The 26,248-nt window shown below is 70.0% G+C and carries 25 protein-coding genes; 5 read left to right on the plus strand and 20 right to left on the minus strand.

Annotation, left to right across the window (positions count from 1 at the left end; genetic code table 11):
* Positions 1–52 precede the first annotated feature (52 nt).
* The 7 genes from FHR33_RS46715 to infC all read right to left on the minus strand — a co-directional run bounded on the left by FHR33_RS46715 (position 53) and on the right by infC (position 7,562).
* A complete protein-coding gene (locus tag FHR33_RS46715; protein ID WP_183662124.1) occupies positions 53–2,608 on the minus strand; it encodes a phenylalanine--tRNA ligase subunit beta in 2,556 nt (851 codons plus the stop codon).
* Positions 2,608–3,648 (minus strand): phenylalanine--tRNA ligase subunit alpha, encoded by a 1,041-nt coding sequence (gene pheS / locus FHR33_RS46720; RefSeq protein ID WP_246453864.1) that lies wholly within the window; start codon positions 3,646–3,648, stop codon positions 2,608–2,610. Before pheS ends, FHR33_RS46715 begins: the two co-directional genes overlap by 1 nt.
* 186 nt (positions 3,649–3,834) lie before the next feature.
* On the minus strand, positions 3,835–4,917 hold the full coding sequence (locus FHR33_RS46725; protein ID WP_183662134.1) for a sensor histidine kinase: 1,083 nt from the start codon (positions 4,915–4,917) through the stop codon (positions 3,835–3,837).
* Between the two features lie 246 nt (positions 4,918–5,163).
* The gene (locus FHR33_RS46730) at positions 5,164–5,967 is read right to left on the minus strand and encodes a TrmH family RNA methyltransferase (protein WP_183662136.1); all 804 of its coding nucleotides are present in this window, start codon (positions 5,965–5,967) and stop codon (positions 5,164–5,166) included.
* A gap of 192 nt (positions 5,968–6,159) precedes the next feature.
* Positions 6,160–6,543 carry a 50S ribosomal protein L20 gene (rplT, locus tag FHR33_RS46735; RefSeq protein WP_183662138.1) on the minus strand — a complete coding sequence of 128 codons (384 nt, stop codon included), beginning with the start codon at positions 6,541–6,543 and terminating at the stop codon, positions 6,160–6,162.
* Between the two features lie 24 nt (positions 6,544–6,567).
* Entirely contained in the window at positions 6,568–6,762 is a 195-nt protein-coding gene (gene rpmI / locus FHR33_RS46740) for a 50S ribosomal protein L35 (protein ID WP_183662139.1), read from the minus strand.
* A gap of 122 nt (positions 6,763–6,884) precedes the next feature.
* Positions 6,885–7,562, minus strand: a complete 678-nt coding sequence (infC, locus tag FHR33_RS46745; RefSeq protein ID WP_246453727.1) for a translation initiation factor IF-3 — start codon at positions 7,560–7,562, stop codon at positions 6,885–6,887.
* Between the two features lie 255 nt (positions 7,563–7,817).
* Between infC and FHR33_RS46750 the strand changes: the two genes are divergently transcribed.
* Together FHR33_RS46750 and FHR33_RS46755 are read left to right on the plus strand one after the other, a co-directional pair.
* Positions 7,818–8,078 carry a type II toxin-antitoxin system Phd/YefM family antitoxin gene (locus FHR33_RS46750; protein WP_246453728.1) on the plus strand — a complete coding sequence of 87 codons (261 nt, stop codon included), beginning with the start codon at positions 7,818–7,820 and terminating at the stop codon, positions 8,076–8,078.
* A complete protein-coding gene (locus FHR33_RS46755; RefSeq protein WP_312896088.1) occupies positions 8,075–8,491 on the plus strand; it encodes a type II toxin-antitoxin system VapC family toxin in 417 nt (138 codons plus the stop codon). The genes FHR33_RS46750 and FHR33_RS46755 overlap by 4 nt, the downstream gene beginning before the upstream one ends.
* On the opposite strand, the gene FHR33_RS46760 is transcribed toward FHR33_RS46755, so the two are convergent.
* From FHR33_RS46760 to FHR33_RS46805, 10 genes are all read right to left on the minus strand, one after another.
* Positions 8,466–9,296, minus strand: a complete 831-nt coding sequence (locus FHR33_RS46760) for a shikimate dehydrogenase (protein WP_183662140.1) — start codon at positions 9,294–9,296, stop codon at positions 8,466–8,468. The genes FHR33_RS46755 and FHR33_RS46760 overlap by 26 nt on opposite strands.
* 813 nt (positions 9,297–10,109) lie before the next feature.
* Positions 10,110–11,261 carry an endolytic transglycosylase MltG gene (mltG, locus tag FHR33_RS46765; protein ID WP_183662141.1) on the minus strand — a complete coding sequence of 384 codons (1,152 nt, stop codon included), beginning with the start codon at positions 11,259–11,261 and terminating at the stop codon, positions 10,110–10,112.
* 214 nt (positions 11,262–11,475) lie between these two features.
* Positions 11,476–12,837, minus strand: a complete 1,362-nt coding sequence (mltG, locus tag FHR33_RS46770) for an endolytic transglycosylase MltG (protein WP_312896089.1) — start codon at positions 12,835–12,837, stop codon at positions 11,476–11,478.
* The gene (gene ruvX, locus FHR33_RS46775; protein ID WP_183662142.1) at positions 12,834–13,316 is read right to left on the minus strand and encodes a Holliday junction resolvase RuvX; all 483 of its coding nucleotides are present in this window, start codon (positions 13,314–13,316) and stop codon (positions 12,834–12,836) included. Before ruvX ends, mltG (FHR33_RS46770) begins: the two co-directional genes overlap by 4 nt.
* Before the next feature lies 1 nt (position 13,317).
* Positions 13,318–15,990 carry an alanine--tRNA ligase gene (gene alaS, locus FHR33_RS46780; protein ID WP_183662143.1) on the minus strand — a complete coding sequence of 891 codons (2,673 nt, stop codon included), beginning with the start codon at positions 15,988–15,990 and terminating at the stop codon, positions 13,318–13,320.
* A 20-nt stretch (positions 15,991–16,010) separates the two neighbouring features.
* Positions 16,011–16,241 carry a hypothetical protein gene (locus FHR33_RS46785; protein ID WP_183662145.1) on the minus strand — a complete coding sequence of 77 codons (231 nt, stop codon included), beginning with the start codon at positions 16,239–16,241 and terminating at the stop codon, positions 16,011–16,013.
* The gene (locus FHR33_RS46790; protein ID WP_183662147.1) at positions 16,238–16,612 is read right to left on the minus strand and encodes a DUF948 domain-containing protein; all 375 of its coding nucleotides are present in this window, start codon (positions 16,610–16,612) and stop codon (positions 16,238–16,240) included. Before FHR33_RS46790 ends, FHR33_RS46785 begins: the two co-directional genes overlap by 4 nt.
* A 72-nt stretch (positions 16,613–16,684) precedes the next feature.
* Positions 16,685–17,068 (minus strand): VOC family protein, encoded by a 384-nt coding sequence (locus FHR33_RS46795; RefSeq protein ID WP_312896090.1) that lies wholly within the window; start codon positions 17,066–17,068, stop codon positions 16,685–16,687.
* On the minus strand, positions 17,065–18,309 hold the full coding sequence (locus FHR33_RS46800; protein ID WP_246453869.1) for a replication-associated recombination protein A: 1,245 nt from the start codon (positions 18,307–18,309) through the stop codon (positions 17,065–17,067). The genes FHR33_RS46795 and FHR33_RS46800 overlap by 4 nt, the downstream gene beginning before the upstream one ends.
* A gap of 69 nt (positions 18,310–18,378) precedes the next feature.
* A complete protein-coding gene (locus FHR33_RS46805) occupies positions 18,379–18,834 on the minus strand; it encodes a DUF2231 domain-containing protein (RefSeq protein WP_183662151.1) in 456 nt (151 codons plus the stop codon).
* A 191-nt stretch (positions 18,835–19,025) separates the two neighbouring features.
* On the opposite strand from FHR33_RS46805, the gene FHR33_RS46810 reads away from it, so the two are divergent.
* Genes FHR33_RS46810 through FHR33_RS46820 form a run of 3 tightly spaced genes read left to right on the plus strand, consistent with a single transcriptional unit; the run spans position 19,026 to position 22,374 of the window.
* Positions 19,026–19,922, plus strand: a complete 897-nt coding sequence (locus FHR33_RS46810) for a peptidylprolyl isomerase (protein ID WP_183662152.1) — start codon at positions 19,026–19,028, stop codon at positions 19,920–19,922.
* 54 nt (positions 19,923–19,976) lie between these two features.
* Positions 19,977–21,170: a cytochrome P450 family protein gene (locus FHR33_RS46815; protein ID WP_183662153.1), complete on the plus strand. Its 1,194-nt coding sequence runs from the start codon at positions 19,977–19,979 to the stop codon at positions 21,168–21,170.
* Positions 21,171–21,180: 10 nt separating this feature from the next.
* On the plus strand, positions 21,181–22,374 hold the full coding sequence (locus FHR33_RS46820) for a cytochrome P450 family protein (protein WP_183662154.1): 1,194 nt from the start codon (positions 21,181–21,183) through the stop codon (positions 22,372–22,374).
* A 131-nt stretch (positions 22,375–22,505) separates the two neighbouring features.
* Here FHR33_RS46820 and aspS read toward each other — a convergent pair whose 3' ends face one another.
* The 3 genes from aspS to FHR33_RS46835 are packed head-to-tail and all read right to left on the minus strand — an operon-like array spanning position 22,506 to position 26,178.
* Entirely contained in the window at positions 22,506–24,242 is a 1,737-nt protein-coding gene (gene aspS, locus FHR33_RS46825) for an aspartate--tRNA ligase (protein WP_183662155.1), read from the minus strand.
* Positions 24,239–25,498 (minus strand): histidine--tRNA ligase, encoded by a 1,260-nt coding sequence (hisS, locus tag FHR33_RS46830; protein ID WP_221242577.1) that lies wholly within the window; start codon positions 25,496–25,498, stop codon positions 24,239–24,241. The genes aspS and hisS overlap by 4 nt, the downstream gene beginning before the upstream one ends.
* A complete protein-coding gene (locus FHR33_RS46835) occupies positions 25,498–26,178 on the minus strand; it encodes an MBL fold metallo-hydrolase (RefSeq protein ID WP_183662157.1) in 681 nt (226 codons plus the stop codon). Before FHR33_RS46835 ends, hisS begins: the two co-directional genes overlap by 1 nt.
* Positions 26,179–26,248: the final 70 nt, after the last annotated feature.

Genomic DNA, 26,248 nt, shown 5'->3' on the forward strand with positions numbered 1-26,248 from the left:
CCCACGAGAAAGGGCCCGGGCGCACGATGCGCGCCCGGGCCCTTTCGCTCGGTCAGGCTCCGCGCAGCTGGGCGCCGACGCGGTCGGCGGCCATCGCCACGGCCGCGTCACGGGCGGCGGTCGTCTCCTCCACCGTCAGCGTGCGGTCGGCAGCGCGGAAGCGCAGCGTGTAGGCCAGGGACTTGTTGCCCTCGCCCACCTGCGCCCCCGTGTAGACGTCGAACAGCCGCACCGACTCCAGCAGCTCGCCCGCGCCGTCGCGCAGCGCCGCGGCCACGTCGGCCACAGGTGTCCAGTCGGGCACGATGAGCGCGACGTCCTGGGTGGCGATCGGGTAGGAGGAGACGGCAGGCGCCTCGACAGGGCCAGGCATGGCCTTCTCCAGGCGGGTCAGCTCCAGCTCCATCGCGCAGGTGCGCGGCGGCAGGCCATAGGCCTCGATCACCCTCGGGTGCAGCTCCCCGCCGTGGCCGACGAGCACGTCGCCCACGTAGAAGGCGGCGCACCTGCCGGGGTGCCACGGCTCGTGCTGGTCGGCGACGACCGTCAGCTCGACGTTGGCCTCGCCCGCCACCAGCCTGGCCGCCTGGACGGCGTCGGCCCACGTGGCCTGACGGCCCCTGCCCCACCAGCCGGAGCGCTCGAACTCACCGGCAAGCACGACGGCGACCCGCTGCGGCTGCCTGGGCAGCGCCGACTCGATCGAGCCGAGCTCGTCGTCGCTCGGCCTGCCGTCGACGCCGAGCACCGGCGCCTTGGCGGGCGCGCCCTCGACCGGCCGGTAGACCAGGCCCGTCTCGAACAGCGCCGTGTCGCCGAAGCCACGACCCACGTTGCGCACCAGGATCTTGAGCAGGCCCGGCAGCAGCGTGGTCCGCATGAGCGGCTCGTCTTCCGACAGCGGGTTGGCCAGCCGCACGGCCCTGCGGCGGTCGTCGCCCTCGGGCAGCTGCAGGTGGTCGAGGTCGCGCTCGCCGACGAACGGGTAGGCGAGCACCTCGACGTAGCCGGCGGCGGCCAGCGAGCGGCCGACCCGCCTGTGCAGCCGCTGCGCCTCGGTCAGGCCCGCGCCCGCGGGGGCCTTGGGCAGGATCGAAGGCAGGTTCTCGTAGCCCTCGAGCCTGATGACTTCTTCGGCCAGGTCGTTGGGGTCGGTGATGTCGGGACGCCACGAAGGCGGCGTCACCGTGATCATGTCGTCGCCCGTCACGGCCAGCAGCCCGTCGGTGTCGCCGCCCGACACGACGCCGGTGGCGTCGACGCCGCCGCGCTGCGGCGCGGGGCTCGAACCCGGCTCCACGACGCAGCCGACCTGCTCCAGTCGGGTGACGACCGTCTCATGGGAGTAGGGCACGCCGGCCACCGCGCCGGGGTGGGAGGTCGGGATCGCGATGCGGACGGGCGAGACCTCGGTCTCGGCGTGGGTGACGCCCGGCACCTCGCTGGCCCCGCCGAGCGAGGTCAGCAGCTGCACCGCCCGCCACGAGGCCACCAGCGGCAGCTCACGGTCGACGCCGCGCTCGAACCGCTTGGACGCCTCAGACACCAGGTTGTGCCTGCGCGACATGCGGGCCGTGCCGGTGGCGGAGAAGTGCGCCGCCTCGATCACGATGTCGGTGGAGTCGCCGGAGATCTCGGTGTGCAGGCCGCCCATCGTGCCCGCCATCGAGATCGCGCCCGAAGCGTCGGTGATGAGGATGTCGTCGGTGCTGAGCTTACGCACGACGTGGTCGAGCGTCTCCAGCGTCTCGCCCTCGCGCGCCCGTCGTACGACGATCTCGCCGCTCAGCTTGGCCTTGTCGAAGGTGTGCAGCGGCTGGCCGAGCTCCAGCATCACGTAGTTGGCGACGTCGACGGCCAGGGAGACCGGGCGCATGCCCGCCCTGGTCAGCCTGGTGCGCATCCACAGCGGGCTGGGCGCCGAGGGGTCGAAGCCGCGCACCTCGCGCAGCACGAACCTGTCGCACGCGGTCGGGTCGCCGATCGAGGCCGGGTAGGCGGGCTCGGTGGCGGCCGGCAGCTCGACGGCGGCGGGGTCGCGGAAGGCGACGCCGAAGGCGGTGGCCGCCTCGCGCGCCACACCCCTGATCGACAGGGCGTAGCCGATGTCGGGGGTGATCTCCAGCTCGATCACGTCGTCGCGCAGGCCGAGCAGCTCGACCACGTCGGCGCCGATCGGGGTGTCAGCGGGCAGGACCATGATGCCGTTGTGGTCGTCGCCGAGGCCGAGCTCGCGCTCGGAGCAGATCATGCCCTCGGACAGGCGGCCGTAGGTCTTGCGCGCGCCGACCTCGAAGCCGCCGGGCAGCACGCCGCCCGGCAGCACGACGGGCACGCGGTCGCCCGCGACGAAGTTGCTGGCGCCACAGACGATCTGGCGCGGCTCGGCCTCGCCGACCTCGACCATGCAGTGGCGGATCGGCTTCTTGAAACCGGTCAGCTCCTCGACCGAGAGCACCTCGCCGACGACGACGTTCTTCACGTCGTGGCCGTGGGAGGTGATGCTCTCGAGCTTGAGACCCGCGGCGGTGAGCTTGTCCGCCACCTCGTGCGCGGTGACGGCGGGGAGGTCGACGTGCTCCCGCAGCCAGGAAAGCGGGACCTTCATCAGATCTCCATTCCGAACGGGAGGGTGAAGCGGACGTCGCCCTCGACCATGTCACGCATGTCTTCGGCGTTGTGGCGGAACATCAGCGTCCGCTCGATGCCCATGCCGAAGGCGAAGCCGGAGTACTTGCGCGGGTCGACGCCGCAGGCGACGAGCACGCGCGGGTTGACCATGCCGCAGCCGCCCCACTCGATCCAGCCCTCGGACTTGCAGGTGCGGCACGGCGGGTTGCCGGGCACGGCCGACTGGCCCCTGCACACGAAGCACTTCAGGTCCATCTCGGCCGAAGGCTCGGTGAAGGGGAAGTAGTTGGGCCTGAACCTGGTCGTGATGCCCTCGCCGAACATGATCTCGGCGAACCTGTCGAGCGTGCCCTTGAGGTGGGCCATCGTCAGGCCCTCGTCGATCGCCAGACCCTCGACCTGGTGGAAGACCGGGGTGTGGGTGGCGTCGAGCTCGTCGGTGCGGAACACCTTGCCTGGCGAGACCACGTAGACGGGGACGCCCCTCTGCAGCAGCGCCCTGATCTGCACGGGCGAGGTCTGGGTGCGCAGCACCTTGCCCGAGTCGGTGGTCTCCACGAAGAAGGTGTCGTGGTCGGAGCGGGCGGGGTGGTCGGCGGCGATGTTGAGCGCGTCGAAGTTGAACCACTCGCCTTCGAGCTCGGGACCCTCCGCGACCTCGTAGCCCATCGCGACGAAGGTGTCGGCGATGCGCTCCTGCATGGTGGTCAGCGGGTGGCGGGCGCCCCTCGGGACGCGGTCCCACGGCAGCGTGACGTCGACGGTCTCCTCGACCAGGACGCGGGCGTCGCGCTCGGCCTCCAGCTCGGCCTGGCGCGTGGCGAGCGCCTCGTTGATCGCCTTGCGGGCGCCGCCGATGCGCTTGCCCGCCTCGGCGCGGGCCGCGGGCGGCAGGGCGCCGATCTCACGGTTGGCCAGCGCGATCGGCGAACGGTCTCCGGCGTGCGCGAGGCGGACCTGCTTGAGTGCGTCGAGATCGCCCGCCGCCTTGATCGCGGCGACGGCGTCGGCCTCCATGCGCGCCAGCTCGTCGGCGTGCAGTGGGGTGACCTCGACGGGGTCGTAGTCAGACAAGAGAGAGCTCCGTATCCAGGGCTTGAGCGGACCCGAGTCTAGTCGGATCGCCAGGACGGGTCGTGCGGCGACGGCCGGTCTGTGGAAAAGCGGCGGTCTGCCGTACCTGCTGGGAAAGCCCGCAGATCCCTACGCGAAGTCGGGGGTGCCTGCGGGCATGGTAAATCGGAACTCCGCCCCGCCCTCGGGCGCCCGCTGCACGGTGATCGTGCCGCCGTGGGCCTCGACCAGGCCCTTGACGATGAACAGGCCGAGACCCGTGCCGCCGCGCCTGCGGCTGTTGCCGCGCCAGAACTGCCTGAAGACGCGCGGGGCCAGCTCGGGCGCGATGCCCTCTCCCTGGTCTCGCACGGACACGGCAACTCCCCAGCCGACGGATTCGATCTCGATCGTGACGGTGCCCCTTCCGTGGCGCACCGCGTTCTCCACCAGGTTACCGAGAATCTGGTCGATCTTGTCCGAGTCGAGCCACATTTCCGGCAGCCCGTCGGCGACGTTCAGCCTGAAGCGGTCTTCGGGCTCGCCCGCAGCGACCCTGCCCGCGATGATCCTGCGCGCGCGGGCGGCCACGTCGACCACCTGGCGGTGGACCTCCAGCCGCCCCGACTCGATGCGCGAGACGTCGAGCAGCTCGGTGATCAGCCTGGTCACCCTGTCGGCGTCGTTGTTGACCGTCTCGAGCATCACGAGCTTCTGCTCTTCGGTGAAGCGGGTCCACTTGGCCAGCAGGGTGGCGGTGAAGCCCTTCACGCTGGTCAGCGGCGAGCGCAGCTCGTGGGCGACCGTGGAGACCAGGTCGGCTCTGCTGCGCTCCAGCCTGGCCCTCGCACCTCCGTCGCGCAGTGTGATCGTCACCCGCTCGACGTCGCCGCCCCGCTCGGGCGTGCGCACCAGCCTGGCGGTGACGTGCAGTTCCTGCCCGCCCGGCAGGTGCAGCGGCCGCTCGGACACTCTCGTCCTGGTGCGGAGACCGCCGTGGGGGTCGAGGCACTTCCACCACTCGCGCCCGTCGTGGTCACGAAAAGGGAAGACCTCGTTGACGTCACCGCCGACGGCCCGCTCGCGGGTGACGCCCGTGAGCCTCGTCGCGGCCCGGTTGACGGCCAGGATCGTGCCGAACCCATCGGTCACGATGAGCCCGTCGGGAAGCTCGTCGATCGGCACCGTGCACGAGGGATCGGCTCCTCGCCAATCGGTGTCTTCGCCGTGCACGAACCTCGCCTCCTTGACCTACAAGGCCGACAATAGCGGGTTTCCCGCACCCGAGGGGAGCCGCGACGCCCGCCCGTCGGCGGCTCGATCGGGCGTGCGTCTCGTACGGCTCGCCCGCCGGCGCCCACCCGATGAACGCGCGCCGCCGCTGGCCGGTCACGTGGACGGTCAGCTCGCCCTGGGCCCCGGCCGATGCCGTGGGACGGTCAGCCCGCGCGCTGCGCCCTGGCCCTTGCCGTGGGACGGTCAGCCCGCGCGCTGGGCCCTGGCCGAGGCGTACAGGCACACGGCCGCGGCGGTGGCCAGGTTGAGGCTCTCGGCCTGGCCGTAGATGGGCACCCGCACCACGTCGTCGGCCAGCGCCAGCACCTCCTCGGGAAGCCCCCACGCCTCGTTGCCGAACACCCAGGCCGTCGGCCCCGACAGCTCGACGTCGTCGAGCGTGTGCTTGCCCGACCCGTCGGCCGCCAACACGCGCAGCCCGCTGTCCTTCAGCCGCTGGACGGCCTGGCCCACCGGCGAGCCGATCACCACCGGCAGGTGGAACAGGCTGCCCGCGCTCGCTCTGACGCATTTGCCGTTGTAGGGGTCGACGGAGGCGTCGGTGAAGACCACGGAGTCAGCGCCCGCCGCGTCGGCGGTGCGCATGACGGTGCCGGCGTTGCCTGGGTCGCGCACGTGCGCGAGCACCGCCACCAGCCGGGCGCGCTCGGTCACGGCCTCCTCCAGCGGCGTGTGGACCAGGCCGCAGACGGCCACCAGCCCCTGCGGGGTGACCGTCTGGGACAGCTCGGCCATCACCTCGCCGCTGGCGCGGTGGACGGGCAGGCCCTTCAGCGTGGCCTCGGTGATGAGGTCGCCGTGGCGCAGCTCGGCCTCGGCGGTGGTGAACAGCTCCACCACGACGCCGTCGAGCTTCAACGCCTCACGGACGGCCTGCGGGCCCTCGGCGAGGAACTTGCGGTCCTGCTCCCTGAAGGCGCGCTTGGTGAGCCTGCGCGCCGCTTTCACCCGCGGCGCCTTCACATTGGTCAGCTCGGATCCGGCCATGCCCTCTGTCCCCCACTCCTCGAACGCTCATGCCCCGCACGAGCCATTGTCCAGCCCTCTCGCCCCGTCCCTGGCCGTCGGCGACCACACGCCGGCTGGGACGGGGTGAGGTACGGAGGGGCGACCGGGTCGCGCACAAAGCAAAGGGGCCCACCGACATGTCGGTGGGCCCTGAAAACCGTGTGGGAACGGTCAGCCCGCAGCCGGGGCGTTCACGTTCGCCGGCAGAGCCTTCTTGGCGGCCTCGACCAGCGTCGCGAAGGTCTGGCTGTCGTTGACCGCGAGGTCAGCGAGGATCTTGCGGTCGACCTCGATGTTGGCCAGTCGCAGACCCTGGATCAGGCGGTTGTAGGTCATGCCGTTCTGACGAGCCGCAGCGTTGATCCGCTGGATCCACAGGCGACGGAAAGCGCCCTTGCGGTCCTTGCGGTCACGATAGGCGTAGGTCATCGAGTGGAGCATCTGCTCCTTGGCCTTGCGGTACAGCCTCGACCGCTGGCCACGGTAACCCTTCGCCCGCTCGAGGACGACCCTGCGCTTCTTCTTGGCGTTGAGCGCCCGCTTCACGCGTGCCATGTTGTATCTCCCCGGGGACTTGCGCTACTTAGCGAGCAGCTTCTTGATCTTCTTGGAGTCAGCGTCGGAAACGACGACATCATTCTTGAGACGGCGCGTCAGCGTGGACGACTTCCACTCGTTGTAGTGCGCGCGGCTGGCGCGACGGCGCTTGAGCTTGCCGGTGCCGGTAAGCCGGAACCGCTTCTTCGCACCGCTGTGCGTCTTCATCTTCGGCATCTCGCCGTCTCTCCCTCAATTCGTCCGTGCCGACATCCCGGGCCGGTGTGGGCCGGCCCGGTTGCGGCGTGTTCCTCTGGCGCGCTGGCTGGGTTGCCTGTAAGGCTAACCCCAACTGCGGGTCACTCTTCCGGTTCGGAGAGCTCCTCGTCGCCACGCTGTGCCTTTGCCGCGGCCTTTTCGGCCTTGGCCTCGGCCTTCTTCTTGTGCGGACCGATCACCATGATCATGTTACGACCGTCCTGCTTCGGCTGGGACTCGACGAAGCCGAGCTCCGTCACGTCCTCTGCCAGCCGCTGGAGGAGCCGGAAACCCAGCTCGGGACGCGACTGCTCACGTCCGCGGAACATGATCGTGACTTTGACCTTGTCCCCGGCCTTGAGGAACCGCACCACGTGACCCTTCTTGGTCTCGTAGTCGTGCGGGTCGATCTTCGGGCGGAGCTTGATCTCCTTGATGATCGTGTGCGCCTGATTCTTGCGCGCCTCGCGCGCCTTCATCGCGGACTCGTACTTGAACTTGCCGTAGTCCATGAGCTTGCACACGGGCGGACGAGCCGTGGCCGCGACCTCGACCAGGTCGAGGTCGGCCTCCTGAGCGAGCTTCAGTGCATCGTGAATCGACACGATGCCGACCTGCTCACCGTTCGGGCCGACGAGGCGAACCTCGGGCACACGGATGCGCTCGTTGATGCGGGGCTCAGTGCTGATGGGGCCTCCTAGGTATGCGATCCCTACGCGCTCGATCGTGCCGGGCATCGGCGCGCGCCTAAACGCGAAAATGCCCCGCACGTCGCGCATGCGGGGCCACTGAGCTTGGCGGCTCGAATGGCCGTAAGCTCCCCGGAGTAAGTCCGGCGTGATCCTTGACCCGGCCACCTTGCGGTGACACAGGTGGGAGGGGGACCTCCGCTTGCGCGTCCAGCAGGCATGCCGGACCGATCAGAGAGCTACATTACCACAACCACGCGCGTGCGCCGAATCATCCCGTCTCCTCCTTCTCCCCCGCACCGACATCGGTGAGAGCTACTATCTAGACAGACTAGACAGGAGGCCATGATGGGTTCGTGGCAGTTGCAGGAAGCCAAGCAGCGCTTCAGCGAGGTGGTGCGTAAGGCGCACGACGAGGGGCCGCAGATCATCACCAGGCACGGGGACGAGGTGGCGGTCATCCTCGACATGGCAGAGTACCGCCGGATCAAGGGCGGCGAGCCGGACTTCAAGGAGTTCCTCATGTCGGGGCCCGACCTGAGCACACTCGACCTCACCCGCTCGCGCGATCTGCCACGAGAGATCGACTTCGGAGTGGACTGGTGAACTACCTGCTCGACACCAACGTCATCTCCGAGATGACCAAGCGCCGGCGTGCCCCGCAGGTCACTGCCTGGCTCGAGACCGTCAACGGCCCAACACTTCACACGAGCGTTCTCGTCCTCGGCGAGATCCGCAAAGGCGTCGAACAGACGCGGCGACGCGATCCCGCGCAGGCCGCGGCCTTCGAGTCCTGGCTCTCGCGGCTGCAGAACGAGTTCGGGTTGCGGATCACCCCCGTCACCGCCGAAGTGGCCGAGGAGTGGGGAAGGTTCAACGCCGTGCGGACCGTGCCGGTGATCGACGCTCTCATCGGTGCCACGGCGCGCGCCCACGGCTGGACGCTCGCCACTCGCAACACCAAGGACTTCGCCGGGCTGGACCTTGAGGTCGTCAACCCGTTCGAGTGGCCCGTCTGAGGATCTCGGCCTCGCCCGCCGCGCGCATCGCCTCGACCGGCACGTCCAGGCGGCCCGTCATCAACTCCACCTGCCTGACCGCCTGGTGCAGCAGCATCGCGAAGCCGCCGACCACCTTCCCGCCTCCCGCCTCCACCGAGGCCGCCAGGCGGGTCGGCCACGGGGCGTAGACGACGTCGAACAGCGCGGGCACGCGCGCGAGCTGACCGGCGAAGGAGTCGGCCGCGCCGCCCGGCAGCGTGGAGACCACCAGGTCGACCTCCAGCAGCGCCTCGAGCTTGTCGAACGACGCCACCGCGAGGGCCACTCCCAGCCGTTCGGCCACCTCGATCGTCTCCCCCGCCCTCGCGGGGTCGCGCGCCACCAGCGTCGCGGTCCGCAGGCCCAGGTTGCGCAGGGCCGCCAGCGCAGAGGCGGCGGTCGCGCCCGCGCCCAGCACCAGCGCCGAGCCGGGCGCGGGCACCCCGGCCTCGCCCAGGGCCCGCTCGATTCCGTAGACGTCGGTGTTGTCGCCGTGCCTCACCCCGTCGGTGAACACCACCGTGTTGGCCCCGCCCACCTCGACGGCCAGGTCGGAGACCGTGTCGAGCAGCGGGAGCACGGCTCGTTTGAGCGGCATCGTCAGCGAGAGCCCCGCCCAGTCGGCCGAGTCGAGCAGGGCAGGCAGCCGCGCCTCGTCGCACTCGTGCGCCTCGTAGGTCCAGCCGGTCAGGCCCATGGCCTGGTAGGCCGCCCTGTGCAAGTAGGGCGAGAGCGAGTGCGCGATCGGCGACCCCAGCACCGCCGCCCGTCCCGTCGTCCGCACGCCCCGCTCCTCCCCCACGCTGACCAATCCACAGGACTCTACCGCCCCCACCCGATCCCGCCCGAACAGCCGTGGCCGCCCGCGTCTGTGTCACAACCCCACCCCTGTACGGCAGGGCCCCCTGGCGCCACCGTGGTCACGGGGCCGGGCTCCCTCCAGGGATACGCCTCACCGAGCGCACGTGGCCGGCCGCCGTCACGGACACCCGAAGGCCACGCGGCCTCTGCGGGCGAGGTGAGGGCGAGCCAGGGGTGGAGGTCCTGGGCGAAGGGCGCGAGCGGCGCACGAGGCGTGGAGGTCTGCGGGCGAGGTCAGGGCGATCCAGGGAGAAGGTCCTGGGCGGAGGGCGCGAGCGGCGGACGAGGCGTGGAGGCCGAGGGGGGCAGTCGGCCGCCCTCACGAAGCGGGCGGCCGCTCCGCGTGGACCTCTTCGCGGACGACGTGACGGTGGGTCAGCGTCGCGCCCGAGGAGCGTCGGCCGGGCAGACGGTCAGCGGTGACCACCGGGGAGCATGACGGCTTGCCGTACAGCCGAGCAGGACGCCCGCGCCGCGCACCGGCGGCTTCGTGAGGGCACGCCCGCGCGCACCGGCGGCTCTGTGAGGAAACGCCCGCGCGCACCGGCGGCTCTGTGAAGAAACGCCCGCGCGCGAACCCGCGGGTTACGTGTGGAAACGTTCGCGCGCGGGCCCGCGGCTGTGAGGGAACGTTCTCGGGCGGGCCCGCGGCTGGGTGAGGGAGCGCGCGCGGGCGGGCCCGGGGCTGCCGCTGCGGAAGGCTCGCGGGCGAGACTCGGCTCGCCCGCGGGAGCGGCTACTTGTTGCGCTCGTACTCCGCCTTGAGCTTCCAGAACTCGTCTTCGCGCGCGGTGAACTTCGTGACCTTGTTCTTGGGGTCCGTCGTCACGAAGTACAGATAGCCGCTCTCGCTCGGGTTGAGCGCGGCCTCGATCGCGTGCTCGCCCGGGTTGCCGATCGGCCCGGGCGGCAAGCCCTGGTACATGTACGTGTTGTACTTCGAGGTGCTCTTCAGGTCGGCGTTGCTGGCCTCGATGGCGTACTTCTTGAGCGCGTACATGACGGTGCTGTCCATCTGCAGCTTCATCGCCGGCTTGAGCGCGAGCCTGTTGTAGATCACTTCCGCGATCTTGGGCATGTCCTCGCGGGTGCCCGCCTCGGCCTGCACGATGCTCGCGATCGTCATGATCTCCGCGGGCGTGTGGCCGAGCTGCTTGGCCGCCTCTTCCAGGTTGGTCTTGCCTGCCGCCTGGGTGTAGCGGTCGACCATCTGCGTGAGGATCTGGGTGGCCGAGGCGTTCGGTTCGAACTGGTAGGTCGCGGGGAAGGCGTAGCCCTCGAGCCCTCTGGCGTAGCGGGGAAGGCCGATGGCCTCCTTGTCCTTGGCCGCCTCGAAGAACTCCTCCGCCGGCTTCTTGGTCTGCTTGGCCAGGATGGCGATGACCGAGCTGAGCCGCTCGCCCTCCTTGATCAGGACGGTGTTCTGCAGCTTCTTGCCCGACACCAGCAGATCGACGGCCGTGGCGGCCGACATGCCCTTCTTGAGGGTGTACTGGCCAGGCTGCAGCGCCGAGCTCTTGCCCGCGCTGGCGATCGCGTTGGTGAACGCGCGCTCGCTGGCCACGACGCCCTGGGCCTGCAGCGTCTTGGCGACGTCGGAGGCGCTCTGGCCGTCCTTGACCTCGATCACCACTTGGCCGGTGCCGGGGCCCTTGAAGTCGTCGGGCACCAGGGCGTCGCTGAGCCACAGGTAGCCGTAGTAGCCGCCGCCGCCGATGATGCCGACCAGGACGATCATCGCGAGCAGGGGGGCGAGGAATCCACCTCGGTTGCGGCGCCTGCGCCGGCGTCGCCCGCGGGGCGACTTGGCGGAATCACGAGAGCGGCCCCGGGTCCGACCTTCGTCGTCCTCGGCGCCGAGCAGGAAGTCCATGTCGAGATCGTTCATAGGTGCGCTGGCCAATCTCCCGGTAGGAACGGCCTGGCGTCAAGGGGTTGTGCCAAACCGGTGGGGGTTACCGAGCCGAACGGGGGGATCCGCCAGCCTTGGGGCGATGACCAGCGGAGATCACGGTGCGTAGCCATGCTAGGGGATACGGGAAGCGCGAGCGCCCCGGGCCCGGGCCGGGGGCTCGGCGGGACGGGGGGTGTCCCTATGAGCATCAATGCGTCCCGAGGTAATCGTTCAACTCTTCCCGGTATCTCACGAACTCACTCTCTTTGTCGGTGAATTTCGTGATTCTATGCTCCGGGTCCGTCGTAACAAACCAGTACCAGTCACCTTCCGCGGGATGCAACGCCGCCAGCAGCGCCTTCTCTCCCGGATTGGCGATGGGCCCTGGAGGCAGGCCCTTGTGCCGATAGGTGTTGTACGGCGAGCGAACCTTGGTGTCCTTCAGCGACACCTTCAGCGTCCTCCTGCCCAGTGCGTACGTCACGGTGGCGTCGAGCTGGAGAGGGGTTCCGCCCTTGAGCCTGTTGTAGATCACCCTAGCGATCTTCGGGTAGTCGGTGTCCCTTCCGCCCTCCGCCTGCACGAGGCTCGCCACCGTGACGGCCTCCAGCGGCGTGAGGTGGACCTCGGCTGCGCGCGCCTCGAGCCCGATCGCCTGGGCCGCCTCCTTGAACCTGCTCACCATCCGCCTGAGCAGGTCGGCCGCCGTGGTGCCCGGGTCGACCTCGTACGTCGCCGGGTAGAGGAAGCCCTCGAGTCCTCGGGCGTAACCCGGCAGGCCGAGAGCGGACGGCTTGGCGGCCTGGAGGTCCTTGAGCGGGATCCCCGCCTGCCTGGCCAGGTGCGGGAGCGCCTCGGGCACCCGCATGCCCTCGGGGAGCGTGACCCGCCTGACCACCCGCGAGTGCGGGGACAGAAGCAGGTCGAGCGCCGCGCCCGCGGCCATCCCCTTGCGCAGCCGGTAGTGGCCCGGGTGCAGGCTGCCCGCCTTGGAACGTTCCTGCGCGACGTTCACGAACGACCTCGCGCTCGCGACGACGCCCGCGTCGGCCAGGACCGCGCCGACGTCTCCCGCGCTGGCACCCGGCATGATGCGCACCGTCACCGCGCCCGCTCCCGCGCCTTCGAAGTCGTCGGGGCTGAGGTACGGCTTGAGCCACACGAACCCGGCCACGCCCAGGGCGAGCATGCAGGCGGCCGCACCACCGGCCAGCATCCCGGCCTTGCGCAACGACCTGCCTCTACGCCCGCCTTCGTCCTCGGAGGCCGCCTGGCTCTGGCCGGCCACCGCCTCGCTCTCGCCTGGCGCCTCCTGCTCCTCCTCGACGGCCGGCCTGTCGAAGGGGATGACGTCGGCCGAGCCATCCGCCTCGTCATCGTCCTGGGACGCCGCCTCGTTCGCTGCCGAGGGGTCGTGCGAAGAGCCCGCGTGCTCGGGTGAGGAGACGGCCGGGGCTTCGGTGTTCTCCGGGCCGCCGTCAGGTGGGGTGGCGGCATCAGGTGCGAAGCCGCCGTCAGGTGGGGTGGCGGCGGCTTCGCGGGGATCGTTGTCGGGGGGCGGGCCGCTCACAGGGCGGACCCGTCGTCCGCCACGGGGGGCGGATCGACAGGTCTGCCTGGTGGCCTGCTCGTGGCGCGTTCGGAGTCGAGCGCGTCCTGCAGCAGCACGACGGCCGCCGCCTGGTCCACGACCGAGCGCTGCTTCTTGGCCTTCACCCCGCTGGCCCGCAGCCCCTGCTGCGCCGCCACCGTGGTCAGCCGCTCGTCGAACAACCGCACGGGAACCCCGCCCAGCCGTACGGCCAGCTGGGAAGCGAAGGAGCGGGCCAGAGCGGCCGCCTGCCCCTCACGTCCCGACAATGAGGTGGGCAGCCCGACGATCACCTCGATCGCCTCGTGCTCGGCCACCAGGACGGCGATGCGGTCGAGGTCGCCTGGCCCGCGTCTGACGGTCTCTACCGGCGTGGCCAGCATCCCCGAAGGGTCGCTGCGGGCCACGCCGATGCGGACCGACCCGACGTCGACGCCGAGTCTCGCGCCGAACCTCATGTCAGGCGAGCTGCCCCGCGATGGTCTCAGCGACCATGCGCAACGCCTCGTCGATCGCCTCAGGACGGGTGCCTCCGCCCTGCGCGACATCGTCCTTGCCGCCACCGCCACCCCCAAGAGCCTTGGCGGCGACGCCGACCAGTCGTCCGGCCTTGAGCCCTCGCTCGCGTCCCGCCTCGTTGACCGCGGCAACCACCACAGGGCGGTCGGAGGGGACGCCGGCGAGCACGACGACCGCCGGACGGTCGCCAGGGAACCTGCCGCGCACGTCAAGCGCGAGCTTACGCAGATCGTCCGGACCTGTTCCATCAGGCGCGCGGTGGGTGACGACGGAGACTCCGTGCAGGTCATGGGCCTGTGCGGCCAGCTCGCCGGCGATCTGGAGCACCTGGGCCGAGCGCAGCTTCTCGAGGTCCTTCTCCGCGGTGCGGAGCCTGGTGACGATGCCCTCGATGCGCTCGGGCAGCTCCTCGCGGCGCACCTTGAGCTGCTCGGTCACCTGGGCGACCAGCAGCGACTCGCGGGCCAGGAAGCGGAAGGCGTCGATGCCGACCAGCGCCTCGACGCGGCGCACGCCCGCGCCGACCGACTGCTCGCCGAGCACCTTGACCAGGCCGAGCTGGCCCGAGGAGTGGACGTGGGTGCCGCCGCACAGCTCGCGGGAGTAGTCGCCGATCTCCACGACGCGGACCTCGTCGCCGTACTTCTCACCGAACATGGCCAGCGCCCCCATCGCCCTGGCCTCGGCCTGGGAGGTGTAGAAGGCGTTGACCTTGAGGTCGTTGATGAGGACCGCGTTGACCTCGTCCTCGACGTCGCGCAGCACGCTGGGCGGCACGGCGCCGGCGGCGGTGAAGTCGAAGCGGAAGCGGCCGGGAGAGTTCTCCGAGCCCGCCTGGGCGGCCGTCTCGCCGAGCGCGTTCTTGAAGCCGCGGTGCACGAGGTGGGTGGCGCTGTGGCTGCGCGAGATCGCCTTGCGGCGCTCGACGTCGACCTCGGCCTGCACCTCGTCGCCGACGCGGATCTCGCCCACGCGGACCCTGCCCCTGTGGACGACCAGGCCCTTGATGGGCGACTGGACGTCGAGGACGTCGACCTCGGCGCCCGAGGTGCGCAGCAGGCCATGGTCGGCGAGCTGGCCGCCGCCCTCGGCATAGAAGGGCGTGCGGCCCAGCACGATCTCGACCGTGGCGCCCGCGCCGGCCACCGGCACCGAGGCGCCGTCGACGAGGATGCCGACCACGCTGGACTCGGCGCTGGTCTGGTCGTAGCCGAGGAACTCGACCTTGCCCGCGTTCTCGAGCAGCTGGCCGAAGACGGAGATGTCGGCGTTGCCGGTCTTCTTGGCCGCGGCGTCGGCCTTGGCCATCTCGCGCTGCTCCTTCATCAGGCGCCTGAAACCCTCTTCGTCGACCTTGAGCCCCTGCTCGGAGGCCATCTCCAGGGTGAGGTCGATCGGGAAGCCGTAGGTGTCGTGCAGCTTGAAGGCCTGGTCGCCGGAGAGCGTGGTGCCCGACTTGCGCTTGGTCTCCTCGACGGCGACGTCGAAGATCGCCGTGCCGGTGCGCAGCGTGCCGAGGAAGGAGGCCTCCTCGGCGTCGATGACGGCGTGGATCTGCGGCGCGTCGACCTTGAGCTCGGGGTAGGTCTCGCCCATCGCGTTGATGGTGACCTCGGTGAGCTCGTGCATGTAACGCTCGTCGCCCGAGCCCAGCAGGCGCAGGTTGCGGATGGAGCGGCGCAGGATGCGGCGCAGGACGTAGCCGCGGCCCTCGTTGCCGGGCATGACGCCGTCGGCGACCAGCATCGTGCCGGTGCGAACGTGGTCGGCGATGACGCGCAGGCTGACGTCGGCGCGCGGGTCGCGGCCGTAGCGGGTCTTGGTGAGCTCGGCGGCGCTGTCGAGGATCTTGTAGGTGGTGTCGATCTCGTAGAGGTTGTCGACGCCCTGCAGGATCGTCGCCATGCGCTCGAGGCCCATGCCGGTGTCGATGTTCTTGGCCGGCAGCTCGCCCGCGACGTCGAAGTCGACCTTGCTGCGTACCGCGCTGAGCTGGTACTGCATGAAGACGTTGTTCCAGACCTCGAGGTAGCGGTCCTCGTCGGCCACCGGGCCGCCGTCCCTGCCGTACTCGGGGCCGCGGTCGTAGTAGATCTCCGAGCAGGGGCCGCCGGGACCCGGCACACCCATGTGCCAGTAGTTGTCCTCGAGGCCGCGGCGCTGGATGCGCTCCATCGGCACGCCGACCTTGTTGTGCCAGATGTCGATCGCCTCGTCGTCGTCGAGGTAGACCGTCACCCACAGCTTCTCCTCGGGGAAGGCGAAGCCGCCGTCGGACTCCGACCTCGTCAGGAGCTCCCAGGCGAAGGGGATCGCCTGCTCCTTGAAGTAGTCGCCGAAGGAGAAGTTGCCGAGCATCTGGAAGAAGGTGGCGTGACGGGTGGTCTTGCCCACCTCCTCGATGTCGGGGGTGCGCACGCACTTCTGGACACTGGCCAGCCGGGCCGCCGGAGGCTTGCGCTGCCCCAGGAAGTACGGCTTGAAGGGCACCATGCCCGCAGGCACCAGGAGCAGCGTCGGATCCTCAGCGATCAGGCTGGCCGAGGGCACGACCTTGTGCCCACGCTCCTCGAAGAAGCGCAGGAAGCGGCGGGCGATCTCTGCCGACTCCATAACAGCGGCCATCCTTTGCTTTAGTGGGTGTTGTCAGGGTTGTCGAGCCCGAAGCGGGAGCGCAACTCCATTTCGCGGTCGGCGGCCTCGCCGAGCGCGTCCGAGGTAAAGTCTCTCACCTGCAGCAGCATGCCGTTCGCGCTGTCGGCCGCCCTGCGGGCGACATGATCGGGCTTGAGCGCCTGCAGCTTGCGCATCACCCAGACGGCGCCGAACGCGCCGAGCGCCATGTAGAACAGCCGCCTGATCATCGCCGCCGCCCGCCGCGCGGGTGCCTGCGGGCCTCGATGGCCCTGCGTACGCCGTGGCTCAGCGCGGAGACCCTGATCAGCGGCCCGGTGAAGATGGTCTGGGTGACCGCGCTCAGCTTGGCGGCGTGGCCACTGACCTGCTTGACGTCTCTGGTGATGGCCTCGACGGTGACGAGCTGCCTGTTGGCCTCGTTGACCGTCATGCTCATGTCCTCCAGCAGCGGCACGACCCTGTCGTTCAGGTCGGAGACCAGCTTGGTGGTCTCTCTGAGCAGCCGGGCGAGCTTGACGAGCACCATGGCGAGAAAGCAGACGAGGATCGCCCAGCCCATGGCGACGATCAGCCCGGCCAGTTCTCCTGCGGTCAGCATCAGCGGATCCGTCCCCGTTGGCGTTCTGGAATGGAGAAGACCCTATCGCGTCCTGGCGCGGCCTTCCCCGCACTACGCCCGGACGCCGCCCACCAGTTCGACCTCGAAGCCCTGCTCGTTCTCGAGGTAGGCGGCGTAGTGGGCGGGACCGCCCGCGTGGGGGTGGCGGTCGGCGAACATCAGCCGCCAGCCGTGCGCCCCCGCCTCCTCCACCATCGCGTCGACGTCGTCGGCGTGGAAGGCCAGGTGGTTGAGGCCGGGACGCATGCGGTCGTACGGCACGCGCAGCGCCGCGGGCGACTCCTCGATCACGATGTAGGTCTGCCCGCACCGCCACGAACGACCGTGCTCCCACTCCTGGAACGGCGTGTAGCCCAGCCTGCCGAACAGCCAGGTGAAGCCGGGCAGCGCCTTCTCCAGCGACTCCACCCACAGCTCGACGTGGTGCAGCGTCACGGCTGGCCGCGCAGGAAGTCGCGGATCCTGGACCACCGCTCGAACAGGCCCGCCTCGGCTCCGTGCCTGGTGGGCTCGTAGTAGCGGCGCTCGCGCGTCTCTTCAGGGGCGTAGTCCTGGCGGACCAGGCCGTGCTCGAAGTCGTGGGGGTACTTGTAGCCCTTGCCGTGACCGAGCTTGGCGGCGCCCGGATAGTGGGCGTCGCGCAGATGGCCTGGCACCTGGCCGATGAGGCCGCGCCGCACGTCGTCGGAGGCCGCGCCGATGGCCTTCACCACCGCGTTGGACTTGGGTGCCAGCGCGCAGTGGATGACGGCGTGGGCCAGGTTGATGCCCGCCTCCGGCAGCCCGATGAGCTGCACGGCCTGTGCGGCGGCCACCGCGGTCTGCAGGCAGGTGTTGTCGGCCATGCCGACGTCCTCGGAGGCGAAGATGACGAGCCTGCGGGCGATGAACCTCGGGTCCTCCCCCGCCTCGATCATGCGGGCGAGGTAGTGGAGCGCGGCGTCGGCGTCGGAACCCCTCATGGACTTGATGAAGGCGCTGATGACGTCGTAGTGCTGGTCGCCCTGCCTGTCGTAGCGCACGGCCGCCTTGTCGACGGCCTTCTCGACGACCTCGACGGTGATGTCGTCGGCCAGCAGGGCCGCGGCCTCGAGGTAGGTGAGGGAGCGGCGCGCGTCGCCGCCCGCCAGCCGTACGAGGTGTTCGAGAGCCTCGGGCGCGAGCGTGTTGCGGCCTGCCAGGCCGCGCTCGTCGGTGACGGCCCGCCGCAGGACCGCGCGGATGTCGTCGTCGGACAGCGACTCCAGCGTCAGCAGGAGCGAGCGTGAGAGCAGCGGCGAGATGACGGAGAAGAAGGGGTTCTCGGTGGTGGCGCCGATGAAGGTGACCCACCTGTTCTCGACGGCGGGCAGCAGGGCGTCCTGCTGGGCCTTGTTGAAGCGGTGCACCTCGTCGACGAACAGGACGGTCTGCCTGCCCGTCATGCCGAGCTCGCGGCGGGCGGTGTCGATGGCCGCCCGCACGTCCTTCACGCCCGCCGACACCGCGGAGATCTCGACGAAGCGGCGTTTGGTGACGCCGGCCACGACGTAGGCGAGCGTCGTCTTGCCGGTGCCGGGGGGACCCCACAGGAACAGCGACATCGGCGCCTCGCTCTCGACGAGCCTGCGCAGCGGCGTGCCCTGACCGAGGAGGTGACGCTGACCGAGCACCTCGTCGAGGGTGCGCGGGCGCATCCGCACCGCCAGGGGCTGTGGGGTGGCCTCCTCAGCGGCAGAATCGAACAGACTCTCCACAAACGGAGCTTACAGGCCCCACACCGCCCTGGCGCCCGAATCCCCTGCTCGGAAGACGTAGTAGCCCGCCACCACGGCCAGCGCCACGCTCACCGCCGACAGCACCCACGCGGGCACCCGCAGCTTGGCCCGCCACAGGTAGACCATCGACAGGGAGGCGACGCCGAGCCCGATCGTGCTGAGAAGCAGCGGCGTGGCGAAGCTCTCGTGACTGGCGATGCTCTGGCCGAGCTCCCCCTCCACCTCGGCGAAACGCGCCTGCTTCAGCGCCGCGCCGCTCTGCCGCGCGGCGAAGACCGCCGCGGGCGCGGCCAGCGAGAGCAGCACCACCGCCCACGCCAGGTACGGCTGGAAGCGCGGCACGAGGGCGTAGGCGATGGAGGCGGCGACAAGCAGCGGCGTGAGCACCACGGCGAAGTGGATGATCAGCGGATGCGCGGGCAGGCCCATGATTTCGTCGAACACGTCAGTAACTCCGTTCTCGTATCGACAACGGATCTCATCACGCCGGGGTTCGCCGAGACGCGTTTCTCATTTACTTCTCAGGACCTCCACCTCAGAGGCCCCTTGCGCCACTTACGTCCAGCACATTCCCAACCCCGGTAGCATGCGCGGAGCAGTTTGGTCATGTGTCGGCAAACGTGGAGGAAATACCGGTGAGCGGCGAAGACCGCCAGAGCCAGTTGGCTCGGGAGCACAAGGAGCGGCAGGCGCAGCGTGCGGCCGAGCAGGCCGCGAAGGCCAAGCGGAACACCTTCATCGGCGCGGGCGTGGCGGTGGCGCTCGTGGCGGGTGGCATCATCGCGGCCACCACGATGCTCGGCAAGAGCGACGCGACCCCCGTCGCGGCGGACACGCCCTCCGCCTCGCCCTCGGCGAGCACCTCAGTGCCCGCGGTTCCCTCGGCCGCGCCCTCGGTCTCGACGGGCCCGGTCTCCTGCACCTACAAGAAGGAGACCGACCCGACTGTTCCCTTCAAGTACGTCGGGCTGCCGGGCAAGAAGCCGAACAAGAAGCTCAAGCAGATGACCATCGTGACCAACCGCGGCAAGATCGTCATCGACCTGATGACCGAGCAGGCGCCGTGCTCGGTCAACGCCATGAACTTCCTGGCCAAGAAGAACTTCTTCGACAACACCAAGTGCCAGCGCCTGGTCACGCCCGACGTGTCCGGCGTGCACCTTCTGCAGTGCGGTGACCCGCTGGCCAAGGCCGACGGCCTCAACCCGACCGACGGCCAGGGGACGGCCGGCTTCACCTACGGCGACGAGAACGTCGGCATCCCGCTCAGCAAGGGCGTGGTGTTCATCTCCCAGCCGTCGGGCGCGGCCGGGCAGAACAGCAGCCAGTTCGCCATCTCGCTGTCCGACGACAACACCCAGGTGCCGGCCGAGTACAGCGTGCTCGGCGTCATCAGCGAGGGCATGGACATGATGCTGGGCCTCGCCGCGGGCGAGAAGGACCTGATCGTCAACCCCAACGACGTCACGGGCGACGGCGGCACGACCGTGCCGAAGCAGCCCGTCGTCATCAAGGACGTCCAGCTGTCGTAGTGATTCAGCTCACACCGCCGCCTGCGCCACTCGCCGCGGGGGCACGCTGGAGCTGTGAGCGACAAGCTGCCGTTTGAGTTCTTCCTCTCCCCGGAGTTCGGCGCCGACCCCTACGCGGTCTACGCCGGGCTCCGGGCCGAAGGACCCGTCCACGCCATCGACTTCCCTCCTGGAGCGTCCGCGTTCGTGGTCGTCGACTACGAGCACGCCAGGCCCGCGCTGAACGATCCGCGCCTGTCCAAGAACCTCGCCAGCGGACCCGAGTGGTTCCGCGAGGCCATCTCGCAGCAGAACCCCGTGCTCGGCGACAACATGCTGATGTCGGATCCTCCCGACCACACCCGGCTGCGGCGGGTGGTCTCGAAGGCGTTCACGCCGCGCAGGATCGAGCGGCTGCGCCCGCGCGTCCAGGCGATCACCGACGAGCTGATCGACGCCTTCGAGGGCGACACCGTCGAGCTGATCGACGCCTTCGCCTTCCCGCTGCCGATCATCGTGATCTGCGAGCTGCTGGGCGTGCCCGACCGTGACAGGGCCGATTTCCGCAGGTGGTCGGGGGCGCTGGTCACGCCGGCCGTCAACGAGGAGCTGGCCAGGAGCCGCGACGAGGCCAGCGACGCGCTGCGCGCCTACTTCACCCGCCTGATCGCCGAACGACGCGCCGCTCCCACCGACGACCTGGTGAGCGTGCTGGTGACCAGCGACGAGCTGAGCGAGCGGGAGGTGCTCTCCACCCTGGCGCTGCTGCTGATCGCCGGCCACGAGACCACCGTCAACCTCATCGGCAACGGCATGCTGGCCCTGCTGCGCAACCCCGACCAGCTCGACCTGCTGCGCGCCAAGCCCGAGCTGCTGCCGAACGCGATCGAGGAGTTCCTGCGTTACGACGCGCCCGTCGAGCGGGCGACCTTCCGCATCGCGCTCGAGGACATGGAGATCGCCGGCACCCCCATCCCCAAGGGCAGCTTCGTGCACATCTCCATCGGCGCGGCGGGCCGTGATCCGAAGGCCTTCGACCGGGCCGAGAGCCTCGACGTCGCCCGCGAGGACAACAGGCACGTCGGCTTCGGCCACGGCCTCCACTTCTGCCTCGGCGCGCCGCTCGCGCGCATGGAGGGACAGATCGCCTTCGGCTCACTGCTCGCCCGGCTCGGCGACATCAGGCTGGCCTGCCCCGAGGAGCAGCTCAGCTGGCGCTTCAGCGGCTCCATCCTGAGATCGCTGGCTGCCCTTCCGATAGCGATCTAGGGTGGCTGCCGTGCCGGAGAAACTACCGTTCGAGTTCCTTTTCACCCCCGAGTTCAGCAGGGACCCCTACGCCGTCTACGCCTCTCTTCGCGAGCAGGGGCCGATCTTCCCGATCGACTTCCCTCCCGGCTTCGACGCGTACCTGATCATCGATCACGAGCACGGCAGGGCGGCGCTGAACGACCCCCGCCTGTCGAAGGACATGCAACGCTTCGGCGACTACTTCAAGGCGATCGCCACCGAGGACGACATCCTCTTCGACTCCAACATGCTCTCGGTCGACCCGCCCGACCACACGCGGCTGCGGCGGATCGTCTCCAAGGCCTTCACCCCGCGCAGGGTCGAGGAGCTGCGCCCGCGTGTCCAGGCGATCACCGACGAGCTGATCGACGGCTTCGAGGGCGGCGCCGCCGAGCTGATCGACGAGTTCGCCTTCCCCCTGCCGATCATCGTGATCTGCGAGCTGCTCGGCATTCCCTCGCAGGACCGCGACCAGTTCCGTGAGTGGTCGTCGCTGCTGGTCAACCCCACCTTCGTGCCGGAGGAGGTCGAGCGGCGCAGGGCCGCGGCGCGCGCCACGACGGCCTACTTCCGCCGCATGTGCGAGGAGCGCAGGCAGGAGCCGCGCGACGACCTGATCAGCGCGCTGGTGGCGATGGAGGAGCTGACGGAGAAGGAGCTCATCTCCACGCTCAGCCTGCTGCTGATCGCCGGTCACGAGACGACCGTCAACCTGATCGGCAACGGGGTGCTGGCGCTGCTGCGCAACCCCGACCAGCTCGACCTGCTGCGCGCCAAGCCCGAGCTGCTGCCCAACGCGATCGAGGAGTTCCTGCGCTACGACGGCCCCGTCGAGCGCTCCACCCCGCGCTTCGCCTCGGAGGACCTGGAGATCGCCGGCACCCGCATCCCGCGTGGGGCCATGGTGCACGTCTCGATCGGCGCGGTGGGGCGCGACCCCGAGGTCTTCGCCGAGCCGGACCGGCTCGACATCACCCGCACCGACAACAGGCACGTCGCCTTCGGGCACGGCATCCACTTCTGCCTGGGCGCGCCGCTGGCCCGGCTGGAGGGGCAGATCGCCATCGGCACCCTGCTGGAGCGGCTGCCGCAGCTGGCTCTTGGATGCGCGGAGGAGGAGTTGAGCCGCCGGCTGACCGGCTCGGTCGTGCGCGGCCTGTCCCGGCTGCCGATCCGTTTCTGAACCTCACCCGCACCGGGGCCGCCGGTATGGCCGGGGCCCCCTTCGGGGCGTTCCCCAAGGGGCCCACCCCACGACTGCGGTGGGGCCCCTTGGGAACGTGGCCGCAGTCGTGGGTGGGCGTCTTTGGTGGTCTACGCCTCGGCCTTGGGCTTGGCGTCGACCCCCGCCTCCTTGCGCTGGTCGACCGTGATGGGCGTGGGAGCGCCCGTCAGCGGGTCGAAGCCGGAGGCGGTCTTCGGGAAGGCGATCACGTCACGGATGGACTCGCCGCCGGCCAGCAGCATGCAGATCCTGTCCCAGCCGTAGGCGATGCCTCCGTGCGGGGGCGGGCCGTACTTGAACGCCTCGAGCAGGAAGCCGAACTTCGACTCGGCCTCCTCCTTGGAGATGCCGAGCACGTCGAAGACGCGCTGCTGCATCTCGGCGCGGTGGATACGGATCGAGCCTCCGCCGATCTCCATGCCGTTGCAGACCATGTCGTAGGCGTAGGCCAGCGCCTCGCCAGGGTGGTCCTGGAAGTTGTCGGCCCACTCGGGCTTGGGCCCGGTGAAGGGGTGGTGGACGGCGGTCCAGCCGCCCTCGCCGTCCTCCTCGAACATGGGGGCGTCGACGACCCACAGGAACGACCACTGCGACTCGTCGATGAGGCCGCAGCGGCGGCCGATCTCCAGGCGGGCCGCCCCGAGCAGGTCGCGCGAGGCGTTGCGGGCGCCGGCGGCGAAGAAGATGGCGTCGCCGGGCTTGGCCTCGACGAAGCCGGCCAGGCCCTCGCTCTCCTGGGCGGAGAGGTTCTTGGCGACGGGGCCGCCGAGCGTGCCGTCCTGCTGGACCAGGACGTAGGCCAGGCCGCGGGCGCCGCGGGACTTGGCCCAGTCCTGCCAGCCGTCGAGCTCCTTGCGGGTCTGTGAGGCGCCGCCCGGCATGACGACCGCGCCGACGTAGTCGGCCTGGAAGACGCGGAAGGTGGTGTCCTTGAAGAACTCGGTGACGTCGACGAGCTCCTGGCCGAAGCGCAGGTCGGGCTTGTCGGAGCCGTAGCGGGCCATCGCGTCGGCGTAGGTCATGCGCGGCAGCGGCGTGGGGATCTCGTAGCCGAGGATCTCCTTCCAGATCCTGCCGATCAGCGCCTCGCCGATGGCGATCACGTCCTCCTGGTCGACGAAGGACATCTCGACGTCGATCTGGGTGAACTCGGGCTGGCGGTCGGCGCGCAGGTCCTCGTCGCGGTAGCACTTGGCCAGCTGGTAGTAGCGCTCGAGGCCGGCGACCTGGAGCAGCTGCTTGAACAGCTGGGGCGACTGCGGAAGGGCGTACCAGTTGCCCGGCTGCAGCCGTACGGGCACAAGGAAGTCGCGCGCGCCCTCGGGGGTGGAGCGGGTGAGCGTCGGCGTCTCGACGTAGACGAAGCCGTGCTCGTTCATCACCTCGTTGGCCAGGTAGGTGGCCTTGGAGCGGATGCGCATGGCGTTGGCCACCGACGCGCGGCGGATGTCGAGGTAGCGGTAGCGCAGCCGCGCCTCCTCCGACACCTCGGTGTTGCCCTCGATCGGGAACGGCAGCGGGGCCGCCTCGCTCAGCACCTCGACCGTGGTGGCGACGACCTCGATCTCGCCGGTGGGCAGCTCGGGGTTGGCGTTGCCCTCGGGGCGGATCCTGACCTCGCCGACCACCTTCACGCAGTACTCGCCGCGCAGGCCGTGCGCGTCGTCCTCCTCGCGGAAGACCACCTGCGCCGAGCCCGAGGCGTCGCGCAGGTCGATGAAGACGACCCCGCCGTGGTCACGGCGGCGGGCCACCCAGCCCGCGAGCGTCACCTGCTGCCCGGCGTGCTCCTTTCGGAGCTCACCGGCCTTGTGCGTGCGAATCACTGCAGCTTTCCCTTCAAAACGTCGGAGACCTGGGCCAGCGGCACCTCGGTCTGCTCTGCGGTGGTCAGGTCCTTCACTTGTACGGCCTGCGCGGCGAGGTCGCGCTCGCCCAGGATCAGCGCGAACCTGGCGCCTGAGCGGTCGGCGCCCTTCATCGCGCCCTTGAGCCCCTTGCCGCCGAAGGCCATGTCGACGCGGAGCCCCGCCGCGCGCAGCTCCTCGACGAGCAGGAACATCCGGCGGCGCGCCTCCTCGCCCAGCGGGACACCGTACACCTGGACGCGGGCGGCCGGAGCCTCGTCGAGCAGACCCTCGGCCTCCATGGCCAGGTAGGTGCGGTCGACGCCGAGGGCCCATCCGACGCTGGGCAGCGCGGGGCCGCCGAGCATCTCACTGAGCCCGTCGTAGCGGCCCCCGCCGCCGACGGCCGACTGCGAGCCGAGCCCGCCGTGGACGAACTCGAAGGTGGTGCGGGTGTAGTAGTCGAGCCCGCGCACCAGCTTCGGCTCGTCGGTGAACGGCACGCCCAGGGCGGTCAGCAGGGTGCGGACCTCCTCGTGGTAGGCCTTGCAGGCCGCGCAGAGGTGGTCGGCGACCAGGGGCGCGCCCTCGAGCTGCTCCTGCACCTCGGGACGCTTGTCGTCGAGCACGCGCAGCGGGTTGATCTCGATGCGCGCGCGGGTGGCCTCGTCGAGGTCGAGGCCGCGCAGGAAGTCCTGCAGCGCGGCCCGGTAGACGGGGCGGCACACCTGGTCGCCGAGGGAGTTGAGCAGCAGCGTGACGCCCTTCAGCCCGAGGCTCGCGAAGCCGCGCCATGCCAGCGCGACCAGCTCGGCGTCGAGCGCGGGGTCCTCGGCTCCGAGCGCCTCGGCGCCGACCTGCCAGAAGTGGCGGTAGCGGCCCTTCTGCGCGCGCTCGTAGCGGTACTGGCTGCCGGAGTACCAGAGCTTCACCGGCAGCTGGCCGTTGTGCAGGTTGTGCTGCAGGACGGCCCGCACCACCGAGGCGGTGCCCTCGGGGCGCAGGGTCAGCGAACGGCCGCCCTTGTCGTCGAAGGTGTACATCTCCTTCGACACGACGTCGGTCGACTCGCCGACTCCGCGCTTGAACAGCTCGGTGTCCTCGAAGGTGGGCGTCTCGACGTAGCCGTAGCCCGCCTGCCGTACGGGGGCGGCGAGGGCCTCGCGGACCGCGAGGACGCGCTCGGAGGCGGGTGGCAACAGGTCGTAGGTGCCCTTGGGCGATTGGAAAGTCATCAGATCCCTCGTGTGGGACCGGCGTGCGGCGCGGCTTCTTTGAGATAAGGGTTCGTGGCGCGCTCGCGGCCGATCGTGGTCTGCGGTCCGTGGCCCGGCAGGACGACCGTGGAGTCCGGCAGCGGCAGGCATGTGGCCGCCAGGCTGCGCAGGATCGTCGGGTAGTCGCCGCCCGGCAGGTCAGAGCGGCCGATGGAGCCGGCGAACAGCAGGTCGCCCGAGAACATGATCTCCTCCGGGGGCAGCCTGAAACTCACCGACCCCCTGGTATGGCCGGGGGTGTGGTCGACCACGAACTCCATGCCCGCCAGGTCGACGACCGCGCCGTCGGACAGCTCGCGCACGTCGTCGGGCTCGCTCAGCGTGATGCCGCCGAACAGCTGGCTCGAGGTGGGCGACCATCCGGCGGAGGGATCGCTCAGCAGGTGGCGGTCCTCGGGATGGATCCACGCGGGAACCTCGCGCGCGCCGCACACGGGAGCCACCGACCAGACGTGGTCGAGGTGGCCGTGGGTGAGAAGGACCGCCACTGGCTTCAGCCTGTGCTCGCGCAGCAGGTCGTCGATGCCCTCGACCGCGTCCTGGCCGGGGTCGACGATCACGCACTCCTCGCCGGCGGCGGGCGCCACGAGGTAGCAGTTGGTCTGGAACGCCCCTGCGGGGAAGCCTGCGATGAGCATTGCCTCGGCTGAGTCTCGTCAAGAAAGCGGATGAGAATGTAACCGAAGCGTACCGGTGCTGGCCGCTGGG

Origin of the sequence: Nonomuraea dietziae, assembly GCF_014195505.1 — a bacterium.
Lineage (GTDB): Bacteria > Actinomycetota > Actinomycetes > Streptosporangiales > Streptosporangiaceae > Nonomuraea > Nonomuraea roseola.